This window comes from Nocardioides hankookensis, assembly GCF_042658885.1.
In the GTDB taxonomy this organism is placed as follows: domain Bacteria; phylum Actinomycetota; class Actinomycetes; order Propionibacteriales; family Nocardioidaceae; genus Nocardioides; species Nocardioides hankookensis.
In genome coordinates this window covers 384,849-399,386 of record NZ_JBHSRJ010000005.1, presented here as the reverse complement: position 1 = coordinate 399,386, position 14,538 = coordinate 384,849, and the positions used below count along the sequence as shown (strand labels likewise).

At 72.4% G+C, this 14,538-nt stretch carries 13 protein-coding genes and 1 tRNA gene; all 14 read right to left on the bottom strand.

All coding sequences use genetic code 11. The features are described 5' to 3' along the window. Position 1: 1 nt before the first annotated feature. Positions 2-75 (bottom strand) — tRNA-Leu (locus ACFPYL_RS16470). 13 nt (positions 76-88) lie between these two features. After that, positions 89-1,363: a PAS domain-containing sensor histidine kinase gene (locus tag ACFPYL_RS16465; RefSeq protein WP_379156485.1), complete on the bottom strand. Its 1,275-nt coding sequence runs from the start codon at positions 1,361-1,363 to the stop codon at positions 89-91. Positions 1,364-1,367: 4 nt separating this feature from the next. Beyond that, a complete protein-coding gene (locus ACFPYL_RS16460; RefSeq protein ID WP_379156482.1) occupies positions 1,368-2,174 on the bottom strand; it encodes a uracil-DNA glycosylase in 807 nt (268 codons plus the stop codon). A 5-nt stretch (positions 2,175-2,179) separates the two neighbouring features. Next, a complete protein-coding gene (locus ACFPYL_RS16455) occupies positions 2,180-3,088 on the bottom strand; it encodes a Ppx/GppA phosphatase family protein (protein ID WP_379156480.1) in 909 nt (302 codons plus the stop codon). Then, entirely contained in the window at positions 3,079-3,558 is a 480-nt protein-coding gene (locus ACFPYL_RS16450; protein WP_379156477.1) for a DUF501 domain-containing protein, read from the bottom strand. The genes ACFPYL_RS16455 and ACFPYL_RS16450 overlap by 10 nt, the downstream gene beginning before the upstream one ends. A 44-nt stretch (positions 3,559-3,602) precedes the next feature. Continuing rightward, positions 3,603-4,193: an FtsB family cell division protein gene (locus ACFPYL_RS16445; protein WP_379156474.1), complete on the bottom strand. Its 591-nt coding sequence runs from the start codon at positions 4,191-4,193 to the stop codon at positions 3,603-3,605. Positions 4,194-4,208: 15 nt separating this feature from the next. Further along, a complete protein-coding gene (gene eno, locus ACFPYL_RS16440; protein WP_379156471.1) occupies positions 4,209-5,486 on the bottom strand; it encodes a phosphopyruvate hydratase in 1,278 nt (425 codons plus the stop codon). 32 nt (positions 5,487-5,518) lie between these two features. Beyond that, positions 5,519-7,552: an ATP-binding protein gene (locus ACFPYL_RS16435; protein WP_379156468.1), complete on the bottom strand. Its 2,034-nt coding sequence runs from the start codon at positions 7,550-7,552 to the stop codon at positions 5,519-5,521. After that, the gene (locus ACFPYL_RS16430; protein WP_379156465.1) at positions 7,549-7,929 is read right to left on the bottom strand and encodes a response regulator; all 381 of its coding nucleotides are present in this window, start codon (positions 7,927-7,929) and stop codon (positions 7,549-7,551) included. The genes ACFPYL_RS16435 and ACFPYL_RS16430 overlap by 4 nt, the downstream gene beginning before the upstream one ends. 16 nt (positions 7,930-7,945) lie before the next feature. Beyond that, on the bottom strand, positions 7,946-8,497 hold the full coding sequence (locus ACFPYL_RS16425) for a MazG family protein (RefSeq protein ID WP_379156462.1): 552 nt from the start codon (positions 8,495-8,497) through the stop codon (positions 7,946-7,948). A gap of 76 nt (positions 8,498-8,573) precedes the next feature. Then, complete coding sequence (locus tag ACFPYL_RS16420; protein WP_379156460.1) at positions 8,574-9,254, bottom strand: hypothetical protein; 681 nt, start codon at positions 9,252-9,254, stop codon at positions 8,574-8,576. Further along, positions 9,251-12,715, bottom strand: coding sequence for a transcription-repair coupling factor (gene mfd, locus ACFPYL_RS16415; RefSeq protein ID WP_379156874.1), 3,465 nt, complete (start codon positions 12,713-12,715; stop codon positions 9,251-9,253). Before mfd ends, ACFPYL_RS16420 begins: the two co-directional genes overlap by 4 nt. A 177-nt stretch (positions 12,716-12,892) precedes the next feature. After that, positions 12,893-13,639 (bottom strand): lytic transglycosylase domain-containing protein, encoded by a 747-nt coding sequence (locus ACFPYL_RS16410; RefSeq protein ID WP_379156458.1) that lies wholly within the window; start codon positions 13,637-13,639, stop codon positions 12,893-12,895. Positions 13,640-13,646: 7 nt separating this feature from the next. Beyond that, positions 13,647-14,489: a phosphate ABC transporter ATP-binding protein PstB gene (pstB, locus tag ACFPYL_RS16405; RefSeq protein WP_379156455.1), complete on the bottom strand. Its 843-nt coding sequence runs from the start codon at positions 14,487-14,489 to the stop codon at positions 13,647-13,649. Positions 14,490-14,538: the final 49 nt, after the last annotated feature.

Below are 14,538 nucleotides of genomic sequence, written 5' to 3'. Positions count from 1 at the left end.
GTGCCCCCGCTGGGGTTCGAACCCAGACTGAACCGCTTTTAAGGCGGCTTCCTCTACCGGTTGGGATACAGGGGCGGTCCGCCGGAGCCTAGTCGGGTACGCCGAGGGGCAGCCGGAGCGCGAACGTCGTGCCGCGCCCGGGGGTGCTCTCGACGTCGAAGCCGCCGTCCATCAGGGCGACCAGCTGGCGGCAGATCGCGAGGCCGAGCCCGGTGCCGCCGTACCGCCGGGTGATGGAGGAGTCGGCCTGCTGGAAGGGCTCGAAGACCATCCGGACCTGCTCGTCGGTCATCCCGATACCGGTGTCGGAGACCTCGACGTGGAGGTCGACGCCGGTGCCGGTCTGCTTGGCGCGGGCGGTGAGCCGGACCCGGCCGGCGTCGGTGAACTTCACGGCGTTGTCGAGCAGGTTGGTGACGACCTGGGCGACGCGTCCCGGGTCGCCGACGACGAGCGGCGGGAGCTCGCCGTACGACGCCTCGACGGTCAGGCCGCGGGCCCGGCCCGCCTCGAGCGCGGGAGCGAACGTCTCGTCGAGGACCGTCGTCGGGTCGAAGGCGACGGGCTCGAGACGGGTCTTGCCGGCCTCGACGCGCGAGAAGTCGAGGATGTCCTCGACCAGGCGGAGGGCGCGGGTGCCGGAGCGGTGGAGCACGTCGGTGAGCTTGCGCTGGGTGTCGTCGAGGCCGGTGTCGTCGAGCATCTCGGACGCGGCGATCACGCTCGTCAGCGGCGTGCGCACCTCGTGGCTCATGGTCGCCAGGAAGAGCGACTTGGCCTGGTTGGCCTCCTCGGCGACCGAGCGCGCGTCCTCGATCTCGCGCTGGAGCTGGAGCCGAGCGGTGATGTCCTCGGCGATGCCGAAGACCCCGACGATCTCGTCGTCGACGATGATCGGCAGCCCGGTCAGGCTGAGGTCGACGCGGTGCCCCTCGCGGTGCACGATGCTCGCCTCCAGGTGGCGCGAACGCCGCGCCACCACCTCCTCGAAGCTGCTCGTGACGGGCTCCAGCTGGTCGTCGGGCAGCAGCTCGCGGAAGGCCATGCCGACGAGCTCGTCCTCGGTGTAGCCCGACAGTCGCTCCGACGCCTCGTTGGCGCTCGTGAACCGTCCCTCCAGGCTGAGCGAGAAGATCCCGTCGGGGTGGAAGTCGAAGAGCGCACGGTAGCGCTCGGTCGTCTCCGCGAGGGCCCGGTCGACCTCGACGTGTCCGGCGACGACCCGCCGGGCACGGCGGTAGCGCAGCACGGAATAGGACGTGGCCGCGAGGCAGGCGGAGACGGCAGCGACCAGCACGGTGTCGGCCGTCGAGCCCCACCGGTCCGCCACTCTGCCTTGCACCCCCGAGAACGATGCGCGCATGGCGTCAGCGTAGCGATGCCAGCTCGGCCGCTCGTCCGAGGACCGCGTCGAGCATCGGCTCGGTGAGCCGGCCGGTGAAGGTGTTCTGCTGGCTCGGGTGGTAGCAGCCCAGCAGCAGCACCTCGCGGTCGCCGTTGACGAGCCGCGCCTCGGCGCCGTGGCCGAACCGCGGCTTGGGCCGCACCACGTCCCAGCCGATCGCGGCGTACGACCGCAGCGCGGCGTCCCAGCCGTAGCCGCCGAGTGCGACCACGACGCGCACGTGGTCCACGAGCAGGCCGAGCTCGGCCTCGATCCAGGGAGCGCAGGTGTCGCGCTCGGTGATGGTCGGCTTGTTCTGCGGCGGCGCGCACCGGACCGTGGCGACCATCCGGGTGCCGAACAGCTCCTGGCCGTCGTCGGCGCGGACGCTGGTGGGGAGCCGCGCCAGCCCGACCCGGTGCAGGCTTGCGAACAGCCAGTCGCCGCTGCGGTCGCCGGTGAAGACCCGGCCGGTCCGGTTGGCGCCGTGCGCGGCGGGCGCGAGGCCGACGACCAGGATCCGCGGCGTGGGCGACCCCCAGCCCGGTATCGGGCGGCCCCAGTAGGTCTCGTCGCGGTACGCCGCGCGCTTCTGGGTCGCCACGTCCTCCCGCCAGCGCACCAGCCGAGGGCAGGCCCGGCAGACCGACACCCGCGCGTCGAGCTCGTCGAGCCCGTCGGCGTCGACTGAGCGCGCCAGACGGCGTACCTGCGCGGCCGTCCGCGCCACCGGCGTCTCCGCGGTCGCGGGGTCTCCGGGCCAACCGGTGCCGGGCGGGACGAAGCTCATGCGGCTCATCGTCCGTTGGCGACCGACCAGGCGATGCCGTCGAGGATGTCGGAGTCGGAGACGACCAGGGATGGGGCGCGGGTACGCCGCAGCACCCGGTCGAGGATCAGGACGCCGGCGCCGATGACGTCGGCGCGGCCGGGGTGCATCGCGGGCAGGGCGCGACGTTCGGCGACGGTCATCGCGAGCAACCGGTCGACGACCTCGTGCACCCGGGACGCGGGCAGCACGAGCTGGTCGACGTCGGCGCGCGAGTACGCCGCGAGGTCGAGCGCCACCGCGGCGAGCTGGGTGACCGTGCCGGCGACGCCGACCGCGGTGGCCGCGTCCGCGGGCGAGACCGGGCAGGCGTCGAGGTGGGCATCGATGTCGGCGATGCAGGCGGCGACCTCGGCCGCGGTCGGCGGGTCGGAGTGCAGGTGCCGCTCGTGGAGCCGCACCGAGCCGATGTCCATCGAGTCGGCCCGGTCGGGCGCCGACGCGCCCAGGATCAGCTCGGTCGAGCCGCCGCCGATGTCGACGACCAGCACCGGAGCCTCGGGCACGAGGCGCAGGTTGCGCACCGCCCCGTCGAAGGACAGCGCGGCCTCGACGTCGCCCGAGACGACCTCCGGCTCGATGCCGAGCCGCTCCCGCACGCCCGCGACGAACACCGCGGCGTTGGACGCGTCCCGCGAGGCCGACGTCGCCACGAAGCGCACCCGCGCCGGCGGGACGTCGTACGACGCGATCAGGGCGGCGTACTCGTCGATCGCGGCGAACGCGCGCACCAGCGCCTCGTCGGCGATCCGGCCGGTGCGGTCGAGGTCCTGGCCGAGCCGGACCATGCGCATCTCGCGGACGTCCACCTCCGGCAGGGATCCGATCAGCAGCTTGATCGTGTTGGTGCCGCAGTCGATCGCGGCTACACGCACGGCCCGGACTCCCACCACGGGCCCAGCAGGTCGAGCACCTCGTCGCCGAAGGGGTTCACGCCGCGGCCCTGCGCCAGCGACTGGCCCGCCAGCACGTGCAGGCACTTCACCCGGTCGGGCATCCCGCCGGCGGAGATCCCCTCGATCTCCTCCACCGTGCCGAGCTCGGCGCGCGCGGCGAGGTAGCGCTCGTGGGCGGCGCGGTACGCCGCGGCCAGCTCCGGGTCGTCGGCCAGCCGGTCCTGCATCTCCTTCATCAGGCCGGAGCCCTCGAGGGTGCCGATCCGCGAGGCGGCCCGCGGGCAGGTCAGGTAGTACGTCGTGGGGAACGGCGTCCCGTTGGGCAGCCGCGGCTCCGTGGTGACGACGTCCGGGTTGCCGCACGGGCAGCGGTGGCCGACCTCGTGGATGGCGCGCGGCTCACGGCCGAGCTGGGCCTCGATGGCGGAGACGTCGGAGGGGTCGATCACGGATCGATCATGCCAGTGGTTTCGAGGCTCGCTTCGCTCGCACCTCAACCACCGGACTCGTCGATCTTGTCCGCCGGCTGTGGCTTGTCCTCGACCTTCGGCGGGTTGCCGGCGAGCTCGACCGACTTCCACGCCGTCGACCACCACGCGGTCGGCGCCTTGCGGGCCACCTCGGTCGGGTCCGACAGGCTCGCGCCGGTGTCGAGCGGCTTGCCGTCCTCGTCGAGCACGACGTACGCCGTCTCGCCGGGCATCACGTAGTTGAGGTCGCGGGCCTGCTGGCGCACGAACGCCGGGTCCTCCCAGCGCCGTTTCTCCCGCTCCAGGTCGTCGATCCGCGCCTGGCGCAGGGCGATCTGGCCCTTGAGGTCATCGATGTGCGAGCGCTGGTCGAGGTAGGCCCGCATGGACGACGCGTAGGAGATCGTCAGCAGCGACAGCACCAGCAGCAGCACGGCGGCGCGCCCGGTGACCCGCGGCCGGCGCCGGCCGACGGCGACCGCCGGCAGGCTGCCGGTGGCCGACGTGTCGGTGACGGACCGGCTGGCGCTCCGGCCCGACGACCCGCTCCGGCGAGGCCCGGGGCGGCCACCGGGGCGCGGAGCGCGCGACGGCGTACGGCGAGACTCGGGCATGTCTCCTAGGGTCGCTCAGGCACCGTAGCGAGGGAACGCCGACGCGCCGGAGTAGCGCGCAGCATCTCCGAGCTCGTCCTCGATCCGGAGCAGCTGGTTGTACTTCGCCACCCGGTCCGAGCGCGCCGGGGCGCCGGTCTTGATCTGGCCGCAGTTCACCGCGACGGCCAGGTCGGCGATCGTCGTGTCCTCGGTCTCGCCGGAGCGGTGGCTCATCATGCAGCGGTAACCGTTGCGGTGTGCCAGCTCGACGGAGTCGAGGGTCTCGGTGAGCGTGCCGATCTGGTTGACCTTCACCAGCAGCGCGTTGGCCTGGCCGCCGCTGATGCCACGCTGGAGCCGCTCGACGTTGGTGACGAAGAGGTCGTCGCCGACGATCTGGGTCTGGCCGCCGATCTGGTCGGTGATCGCCTTCCAGCCGTCCCAGTCGTCCTCGTCCAGCGGGTCCTCGATCGAGACGATCGGGTACGACGCGACCAGGTCGGCGTAGTAGGCGCTCATCTCCTCGGCCGACTTGCTGCCGCCCTCGAAGGCGTACGACCCGTCCTTGAAGAACTCCGAGGCGGCGACGTCCATCGCCAGCGCGATGTCGGTGCCGAGCTTCAGGCCGGTGGCCGCGACGGCCTCGGCGATCAGGTCGAGCGCGGCCCGGTTGCTGTCCAGGTCGGGCGCGAAGCCGCCCTCGTCGCCGAGCCCGGTCGAGAGGCCCTTCTTCTTCAGCACCGACTTCAGCGCGTGGTAGACCTCCGCGCCGGAGCGGAGCGCCTCACGGAAGGTCGGGGCGCCGATCGGCGCGATCATGAACTCCTGGACGTCCACGTTGGAGTCGGCGTGCGAGCCGCCGTTGAGGATGTTCATCATCGGCACGGGCAGCAGGTGGGCGTTGGGCCCGCCGATGTAGCGGTAGAGCGGCAGCTGGGCCGAGTCCGCGGCGGCGCGGGCGACGGCGAGCGAGACGCCGAGGATCGCGTTGGCGCCGAGGTTGGCCTTGTTGGGCGTCCCGTCGAGCTCCAGCATCGTCTGGTCGACGAGACGCTGGTCGTCGGCGGCGAGGCCCTCGATCGCCGGGGCGATCGTCTGGATCACCGCGTTGACGGCCTTCGTGACGCCCTTGCCGCCGTAGCGGTCGCCGCCGTCGCGCAGCTCGACGGCCTCGAACGCGCCGGTGGACGCACCGCTCGGGACCATGGCGCGCGCGAACGCGCCGTCGTCGAGGAGCACCTCGACCTCGACGGTGGGGTTGCCTCGGGAGTCGAGGATCTCGCGGGCGCCGACAGCTTCGATGGATGCCATGCGGCCAGCCTAGTGCTGATCGGACGGCGTGATCAGGGCAGGTCGGCGGCTGGGAACGTCACGCTCATCGTGGTCCCGCCGCGGCCCTCGTTGCCGGCCGCCGCCGCGGTGCCACCGTGCCGCTCGGCGATCCGCTTGACGATCGAGAGCCCGAGGCCCGTGCCGCGGTAGCCCTCCCGGTGCGCGCGGTGGAACGTGTCGAAGACGCGGGCGTGCTGGTCCTCGGGGATGCCGATGCCGTTGTCGACGACCTCGATCAGCACCATCAGCGCCTCGTCGCCCTCGACGTGGCGCCCGCGCACCTCGATCTCGGGGCAGACGCCCGGCGCGACGTACTTGACCGCGTTGCCGACCAGGTTGTCGATGACCTGCCGGAGCAGCACGGGCTCGGCCATGACGTCAGGCAGGTCCGGGGCGATCGTGATCACCGGTTGCGGGTCCTCGCTGATGCGGCTGGCCTCGACCCGGGCGCGGGCGATGTCCTGGACCATCGCGCGGAGGTCGACGCGCACCGGCGTGATCCGCAGGTCGCGCGCCGTCGTGTAGGCCAGCAGGTCGCTGATCAGGTGCTGCATGCGCTGGGCGGCGCGCACGATGCGGTCGAGCTGGTCGACCTGCTTCTCCGGCGGGACGACGATGCCGGCCTGCGCGGTCTCGAGCATCGTCTCGGACCAGCCCTCGACGACGGTCAGCGGGTTGAGCAGGTCGTGCGCGACGACGCCGGCGAAGGACGAGAGCTCATCGCGCTCACGACGTACGGCGGTCACGTCGTGGAAGACGATGACCACCAGCGGCGGGTCGCTGCCGGGGATCGGGCGGGCGGTGACCTCCAGCATCCGGCCGTCCGGGGAGTCCGCGTTGCGGACGAAGAGGTCCATGTTGTCGACGACCTGCCCCGCGAAGGCCGCGCGGTACTCGTCGGCGGTGACCGAGGTGCCGTCCGCGTGCCGCAGGTCGTAGCCGGCGGCGTCCAGCACGCCGTCGTCATTGGCGCGGACGTCGCCGACCAGGAGGCCCGCCGACGGGTTGCGCAGCAGGATCCGTCCCGCGCCGTCGACGACACTGACCCCGTCGGCCATCGTGTCCAGGATCGTCCGCATGGTCGCCGCTTGCTCGGTCGCAGCCTTCTCGGACACGGCGAGCCGCTGGTTCAGGGCGAGGCTCTCGCGCCGGCCGACGGACAGCGACAGGGTCAGCACGACCGCGACGGCGACGTACGCCTGGACGACGAGCACCTGCTGGACCGGGTCCTCGATCGTGGAGAAGGGCCCGTGGTCGAGCACGGTGAACACGACGACGCCGGTCGCGAGCAGCAGGGCGTGCAGGTCGGCCACCCACGGCGAGAACCGGGTGCCCGCCCACACCGACGTCGCCAGGAGCAGGAACGGGATCGGCAGCATGTCGTTCGCGCTGAAGATCAGCCAGCACGAGCCGAGGCTGACGACGACGAGCGCCACGAACTCCAGCACGCTCCCGCGGTAGGGCCCGACCGGGGTCGGCGCGCGGTCGGGGGTGTTCGCGCGGGCGGCGTGCCGGGCCAGGAGCGAGAGCGGGAAGATCGCGATGATGCCGACCGAGTTGCGCACCGTCCAGGACAGCAGGACCGTCCAGCTCGCGTCGGTGGTGGCGAGGATCGAGGTGGGGCCGACGAGCGCCGAGGCCGCGGCCGCCGCGAGGGCGGCGACCAGCAGGTAGGCCAGGTCGCGGAGTCGCTGCACCCCGGGCGGCGGCTCTGACCCGAACCCCCACCAGGCGGGCACCCACCGGCTGACCAGCAGGCCGAACACGAGCGTCTGGACGACGGTCGCGGCCGCCAGGCTCACGATGACGCCGACGGACGCCCCGACGGCGGCGTACACGCCGACGGTGAGCACGAAGACCGCGGTCGCGTCGACGACGAGCCAGCGCTGCCACCCGGTCACCGCGAGCCAGGCCGCCGCGACCCCGGCGGCCGGCCACACGAGCGACAGGCCGCTGCCGTCGACCACGGCCAGCCGGCCGAGGTAGGCCGCGAGCACGAAGTAGCCCGCGAAGGCACCCAGGTCGAGCAGCCGGACCCGGTTCACCCCTGGCTCCGCCCCGTCTCGAGCGCCCTGCCGGCCGCTGCGCGCAGGTCGTCGGGGTTGAACGGCTTGGCGATGCGTTCGTAGCCGGTGCCCTGGATTCGCTCGATGACCTCGCCGGTCCACTGGACGGTCACGAACACCGCAGGGACGCCGGGCCAGAAGCCGTGCAGCTCGCCGAGCAGGGAGACGCCGTCGGTGTCCGGGAGTGCGTAGTCCATCAGCACGAGGTCGGGACGGTAGTCGGGCTCCTCCTCGTGGAGACCTCGCAGGCGACGACGGTCTGGCACGCCCCGGATCTCGTCGCCGTCGTGGAGCATGCAGTGTGCGATCCAGTCGCGCACATCGACGTCGTCCTCCACGATCAGCACGCGAGACATGGGGAGACCTTAACCGTTAGAGGAGCCGTCGTACGGCGTCGCGCAGCGCCTGCTCCGGATCGACGCCGGTCTCGCGGGCCTCGGCGACGAGGGCGAGCGGCCGGTCGCCGAGGTCGCCGTCGGCGGACGCCGCGGCCGGCGTGCCCGCGCGGGCGAGGCGGTCGAGCACCTTGTCGGCGTAGAGCAGCGCCGGGAGCGTCGGCGGGATCCCGTCGGTGACGGAGTCGCGCTGCTTCTCCGCCGCCTTGATCGCCTCCCACGCCTCGTTGATCTGCTCGGGCGTGTCGCCGGAGGCGGCCTCGGGCCCGAAGACGTGCGGGTTGCGCCGGTGCATCTTGGCGATGACGTCGGCGGCGACGTCGTCGAGCGTGAACTCGCCGGTCTCCTCCGCGATCACCGCGTGGAAGTAGACCTGGAGCAGCAGGTCGCCGAGCTCCTCGCGGAGCAGCGCCGCGTCGCCGGTGTCGATCGCCTCGAGGGTCTCGTGCGTCTCCTCGAGCAGGTAGCGCGCCAGCGACCGGTGCGTCTGGCCCGCCTTCCACGCGCACTCGGCACGCAGGCGGCGCATCACCTCGAGGAACTCGAGGAGCGGCTCGCCCGAAGCGGGTTTCGAGACGGGACTTCGTCCCTCCTCAACCACCGGTTCAACCGCAGCGCTGGGCGGTCGGCAGGGCCGCGGCGTACGTGCTGTCGGGGGTCGTGGCGTCGGCCTGCTTGGCGGTGCTGGTGACCGGCTGGGAGAGGCTGGTGTCCGTGAGGACGGCCTGGCCCTTCTCGATCGCCACGCCGTAGCGCGGGTCGATGCGCACGTCGTGGTCGTCGAGCCAGGCCTCGAACTCCTTCTGCCCGGCGGCCTTCGCGTCGTCGGCGCTCGGCGAGCTCTCCCCCTGCTTGCTGAGCGTCGCCTTGCCGACGGAGGTCTCCGCGGCGGCCACGTAGGTCTCGGCGCCCTGCACCTCGACGATCGCGTCCCGCTGGGCGGTGGTCAGGTCCGTCAGCTGGGCCTCGGCCTGCTTCACCGCCGCGGCGTACGACGAGTCGGCCTCGACGCCGTGCTCGGCCATCATCTGGTCGGCGGCCGAGCGCAGGGCGATGCTGCCGGCGACCCGGCCGTTGAGGTAGTGGCGCGGGAGCGCCTGCCCCTCGAGCTGGGGTGCGGCGGCGTCGCAGTAGTCCGACGACAGGTCGGCGACGTGCCGTGTCGTGACCGAGTCGTCGCCGACCACGACGGCGATGCCCGGGTTGAGGTCGGGCACGGCCCCGCAACCGGTCAGCAGCACGGCGGCGGCCACGGCGAGGCCGGCCAGGGGGGACACACGCGTCACTTGCTCTCCTGGGGGTCGATGACGGAGTCGATCACCTGCCGGGCCCATTCAAGCAGGGCGATGCCCGAGATCGGCTGACCGCCGATGCCCGACGTCATCGGACGCGGCACCAGGATGGTGCTGACCGGCGCCTTGACGATGGACTTCGGGTAGAGCCGGTTGAGGCGGACGACCCGCGAGTCGGGCAGGTCGACCGGCGCGAACCGCACGTTGCGCCCCGCGATCGTCACCTCGCCGACGCCGGCCTGGCGGGCCCGCGCCCGGAAGCGGGCGACCAGCAGGAGGCACATCACCTCGACCGGCGGCTCGCCGTACCGGTCCAGCATCTCCTCGTTGATCTGGTCGACGTCGTCGTCGGTGCGCACCTCGGCCAGCCGCTTGTACATCTCCAGCCGGAGCCGCTCGCTCGGGATGTAGCCGTGCGGCAGGTGGGCGTCGACCGGCAGCTCGATGCGGACCTCGTTGAGCTCCGGGGCGTCGTCGCCCTTGAACTCGTTGACCGCCTCGCCGACGAGCCGGACGTAGAGGTCGAAGCCGACGTCGGCGATGTGGCCGGACTGCTCGCCGCCGAGCAGGTTGCCCGCGCCGCGGATCTCGAGGTCCTTCATCGCGATCGCCATGCCGCCGCCGAGGTCGGAGTGCTGGGCCAGCGTCGCGAGCCGCTCGTGGGCGGTCTCGGTGAGCGGCTTCTCGGGCGGGTAGAGGAAGTAGGCGTAGGCGCGCTCGCGCGAGCGACCGACCCGGCCGCGGAGCTGGTGGAGCTGGGAGAGGCCGAGGGTGTCGGCGCGCTCGATGATCATCGTGTTGGCGTTGGAGACGTCCAGGCCGGACTCGACGATCGTGGTGCAGACCAGCACGTCGAAGCGCTTCTCCCAGAAGTCGAGCATCACCTGCTCGAGCTGGTGCTCACCCATCTGTCCGTGGGCGACCGCGACCCGCGCCTCGGGCACCAGCTCGGTGATCCGGGCGGCGGCCTTCTCGATCGAGTTGACCCGGTTGTGGATGTAGAAGACCTGGCCCTCGCGCAGCAGCTCACGGCGTACGGCGGCGATGATCTGGCGGTCCTCGTAGGCACCGACGTACGTGAGCACCGGGTGCCGCTCCTCCGGCGGCGTCGTGATCGTGGACATCTCGCGGATGCCGGTGATCGCCATCTCGAGCGTGCGCGGGATCGGCGTCGCCGACATCGACAGCACGTCGACGGAGGTGCGCAGCCGCTTCATCTGCTCCTTGTGCTCGACGCCGAAGCGCTGCTCCTCGTCGACGATGATCAGGCCGAGGTCCTTCATCCGGATGTCCGGGTTGAGCAGGCGGTGGGTGCCGACCACGATGTCGACCGAGCCCTCCTGGAGGCCGGCGATCACCTCGCGGGCCTCGGCGTCGGTCTGGAAGCGGCTCAGCCCCTTGAGCACGACGGGGAAGCCGCTCATGCGCTCGCTGAACGTGCTCAGGTGCTGGGTGACGAGCAGCGTCGTCGGCACCAGGACCGCCACCTGCTTGCCGTCCTGCACGGCCTTGAACGCGGCCCGCACCGCGATCTCGGTCTTGCCGTAGCCGACGTCGCCGCACACCAGCCGGTCCATCGGGACGGTGCGCATCATGTCGCCCTTGACCTCGTCGACCGTGCTCAGCTGGTCAGGGGTCTCCTGGAACGGGAACGCGTCCTCGAGCTCGCCCTGCCACGGGGTGTCCGGGCCGAACGCGTAGCCCTTGGTCGCCTGGCGCGCGGCGTAGAGCTTGATCAGCTCGGCGGCGATCTCACGCACCGCCCGGCGGGCCCTGTTCTTGCGCTTGGTCCAGTCGCCGCCGCCGAGCCGGTCGAGCGAGGGCGACTCGCCGCCGACGTAGCGGGTCACCTGGTCGAGGGCGTCCGCGGGCACGTAGAGGCGGTCGGGCGGCCCGCCGCGCTTGGAGGCGCCGTACTCGAGGACGAGGTACTCACGCACCGCTCCCCCGACCTCGCGCTGCTTCATCTCGACGAAGCGGCCGACGCCGTGCTGCTCGTGGACGACGTAGTCGCCGGCGCTGAGCTCGAGCGGGTCGATCTGCTTCTTGCGGCGCGCGGGCATCCGCCGCATGTCGCGGGTGGACGCCTTCTGCCCCGAGAGGTCCTCGCCCGTCAGCACGACGAGCCGGTTGACGTCGTCGACGAACCCGTGGGTGCCGGCGCCGCAGGTGATCGTGACGACCGCGTCGGTCAGGTCGGCGCCCTCGGGCAGGTCCTCGACGACCCGGGCCGGTACGTCGTGCTCGGCCAGCACCTCGCGCATCCGCTCGGCCGGGCCGTGGCCGGCGTGCAGGACGACGACGCGGTAGCCGTCGCCGCGCCAGCGCGCGATGTCGCCGATGGCACGCTCCATCTCGCCGCGGTAGGCCTCGGCGGGACCCGGGGCCAGCACGCGCGTCTCGTCGTCGGCGTCGAGGCCGAACGGGCTGACCGTCCACCACGCCTCGCCCCGCGCGAGCGCGTGGCTCCGCACGTCACCGATCTCGCGGTACGACGCCGCACCCAGGTCGATCGGCGCCGTGCCGCCGCCGGCCGCGGCCGCCCAGCTCGCGCCGAGGAACTCCTCGCTGGTCGCGACCAGGTCGTGGGCACGGGTGCGGGCCCGTTCGGGGTCGAGCACCAGCACGTGGGTGTCGGCGGGCATCAGGTCGACGAGCAGCTCCATCTCGTCGACCAGCACGGGCGCGAGGGACTCCATGCCCTCGACGGCGATGCCGGCCGCGATCTTGTCGGTGAGCTCGAGCAGCTGCGGGTGGGCCTGGCCGAGCGCCGAGGCGCGCTCACGGACGTCGTCGGTCAGCAGCAGCTCGCGGCAGGGCGGCGCCCAGAGCCGATCGACCTTGTCGAGCGTGCGCTGGTCGGCGACCGCGAAGCTGCGGATCTCCTCGACGTCGTCGCCCCAGAACTCCACCCGGAGCGGGTGCTCCTCGGTCGGCGGGAAGACATCGACGATGCCGCCGCGGACCGCGAACTCGCCGCGCTTCTCGACCAGGTCGACGCGGGAGTACGCCGCGGCGGCGAGCCGGCGTACGACGTCCTCGAGCGGCGCGCTGTCCCCGGCGACGAGCTCCACCGGCTCGAGGTCGGCCAGCCCCTTGACCTGCGGCTGGAGCACCGAGCGGACCGGGGCGACGACCACCTTGAGCGGACCGTTGGACACGTCGGTGCCGGGGTGCTTGAGCCGGCGCAGCACCGCCAGCCGGCGGCCCACCGTGTCGCTGCGCGGGCTGAGCCGCTCGTGCGGCAGCGTCTCCCAGCTCGGGTAGTAGGCGACCAGCGCCGGGTCGATGAGGTCGCCGAGCGACGCCACCAGGTCCTCGGCCTCCCGCGAGGTCGCGGTGACGGCGAGGACGGTGCGGCCCTCGCGGACCAGCCCGGCCACGACGTACGGCCGCATGGCCTCGGGCCCGGTCAGGTCGAGGGCCGGGACCACACCCCCGCGCGCCTCCACCATCGCCTGCGCCAGGGTGGGGTCGGCGAGGACGGCGTCGGCGAGGCCGGAGAGGTGCACGGGGAGCCTTTCGGAGCAGCACGGGACAGCACGACAGCCCCCGGTCAAGGAGTGACAGGGGGTGACGCGTCGAGTCTACGGGCGCCCGCCGACGATCGAGTCAGGCCTCGGGGTCCGGACTCAACCTGCGGTGCGCTCGGCGTACGCCGAGGCTGCGGCGTAGACCGAGTCGACGTACGACTGGTCGTGGTTGTAGCCGAAGACCGCGTCGGCCCAGCCGGCGCCGGTGGTCAGGTCGTGGCCGTCGGCGCAGAGGTAGCGCGCGGCGGTCCAGGCGGCGTCGTCGATGTCGTTGGGATCGGCGACCCCGTCGCCGTCACCGTCGCTCCCCCAGGTCTCCCAGGTCGACGGGATGAACTGGAGCGGTCCGACGGCGTGGTCCCAGGTCGGGTCGCCGTGCCAGGCGGTGCTCTCCGGCGTCGCCCGGATCGCCGCGAAGTCCTTGCCGTCCAGGGCAGGACCGAGCACCGGCGTCGACGAGTGCCCGTCGTCGCCGAGGGTCCGGCCGCCGATCGTGCCGTGCTGGGACTCGACCCAGCCGATCCCGGCCAGCGTGGTCCACCCGACCTTGCAGGTCCGCGGCTCCGCGAGCTGCGCGTTGGCGTAGGCGCGTACGGCGGGGGCCGGGATGCCGGCCTTGTTCGCCGTCGCCGTCACCCACGCGGGGTCGACCTTCGTCGGCGCCGCCGGCGCGTCGTCGGGCTGCTTGGCCATCCGGGTGTCCGGGCTCGGCGCCTGGACGTACTGCGGCTGCTCCGCGACCACCAGCGGTGGGCGCGACAGGACGGTCTGGGACAGGGCGTAGCCCAGCCCCGCGACGATCACCAGCGCGGTGGCGAACGTCGCGATCAGGCGACCAGGAGTCATCGGCCGGTCAGCCGAAGCGGCCGTGCACGTAGTCGCTGGTGCGCTGGTCCTGCGGGCTCTGGAACATGGCAGCAGTATCCCCGTGCTCCACGATGACGCCGGGGGTGCCCTGGGAGGCGAGGAAGAACGCGCAGGTGTCGGACACCCGGGCAGCCTGCTGCATGTTGTGGGTGACGATGACGATGGTGACCTCGTTGGCCAGCTCCTTCATCGTCTCCTCGATGACGCGCGTCGAGGTCGGGTCGAGCGCCGAGCAGGGCTCGTCCATGAGCAGCACGCGCGGCTTGATGGCCAGCGAGCGGGCGATGCAGAGCCGCTGCTGCTGACCACCGGAGAGGCCGCCGCCGGGGGCGTCGAGCCGGTCCTTGACCTCGTCCCAGAGGCCGCCCTTGCGCAGGCAGGACTCGACGAGCTCGTCCTTGGTCGAGCGGGACGCCTTGGTGCCGGTGAGCTTGAGGCCGGCGAGCACGTTCTCGCGGATCGACATCGCGGGGAACGGGTTGGGCTTCTGGAAGACCATCCCGATCGACCGGCGCGCGTCGATCAGCTTCTTCTCGGGGTCGTAGATGTCCTGGCCGTCGAGCAGCACCTCGCCGCCCAGCTGCGCGGACGGGACCAGCTCGTGCATCCGGTTGAGGATGCGCAGGAAGGTCGACTTGCCGCAGCCCGAGGGACCGATGAGGGCGGTGATCTGGCCGGCGGGCATCGTCAGCGACACCCGGTCGAGCACCTTGCGCTGGCCGAACCACGCGGTGATGTCGCGGGCCTCGATCTGCGCGAGCGGGCGGGGAGCCAGCGGTGCCGCGGGGACGGCGGGTACGACCTGGGTGTCGTCGGTCGAGGTGCTCATGTCATTCCTGTACGTCGAGGTGCGGTGCCGGTGCCGGCCCACCGCGAGG

What these genes read in the sequence shown, in the direction of transcription:
- ACFPYL_RS16460 (WP_379156482.1), bottom strand. Translation starts at nt 2,174, where the DNA reads ATGAGCTTCGTCCCGCCCGGCACCGGTTGGCCCGGAGACCCCGCGACC.
- ACFPYL_RS16445 (WP_379156474.1), bottom strand. Translation starts at nt 4,193, where the DNA reads ATGCCCGAGTCTCGCCGTACGCCGTCGCGCGCTCCGCGCCCCGGTGGC.
- ACFPYL_RS16465 (WP_379156485.1), bottom strand. Translation starts at nt 1,363, where the DNA reads ATGCGCGCATCGTTCTCGGGGGTGCAAGGCAGAGTGGCGGACCGGTGG.
- ACFPYL_RS16410 (WP_379156458.1), bottom strand. Translation starts at nt 13,639, where the DNA reads ATGACTCCTGGTCGCCTGATCGCGACGTTCGCCACCGCGCTGGTGATC.
- ACFPYL_RS16425 (WP_379156462.1), bottom strand. Translation starts at nt 8,497, where the DNA reads ATGCGCCGCCTGCGTGCCGAGTGCGCGTGGAAGGCGGGCCAGACGCAC.
- ACFPYL_RS16430 (WP_379156465.1), bottom strand. Translation starts at nt 7,929, where the DNA reads ATGTCTCGCGTGCTGATCGTGGAGGACGACGTCGATGTGCGCGACTGG.
- eno (WP_379156471.1), bottom strand. Translation starts at nt 5,486, where the DNA reads ATGGCATCCATCGAAGCTGTCGGCGCCCGCGAGATCCTCGACTCCCGA.
- mfd (WP_379156874.1), bottom strand. Translation starts at nt 12,715, where the DNA reads ATGGTGGAGGCGCGCGGGGGTGTGGTCCCGGCCCTCGACCTGACCGGG.
- pstB (WP_379156455.1), bottom strand. Translation starts at nt 14,489, where the DNA reads ATGAGCACCTCGACCGACGACACCCAGGTCGTACCCGCCGTCCCCGCG.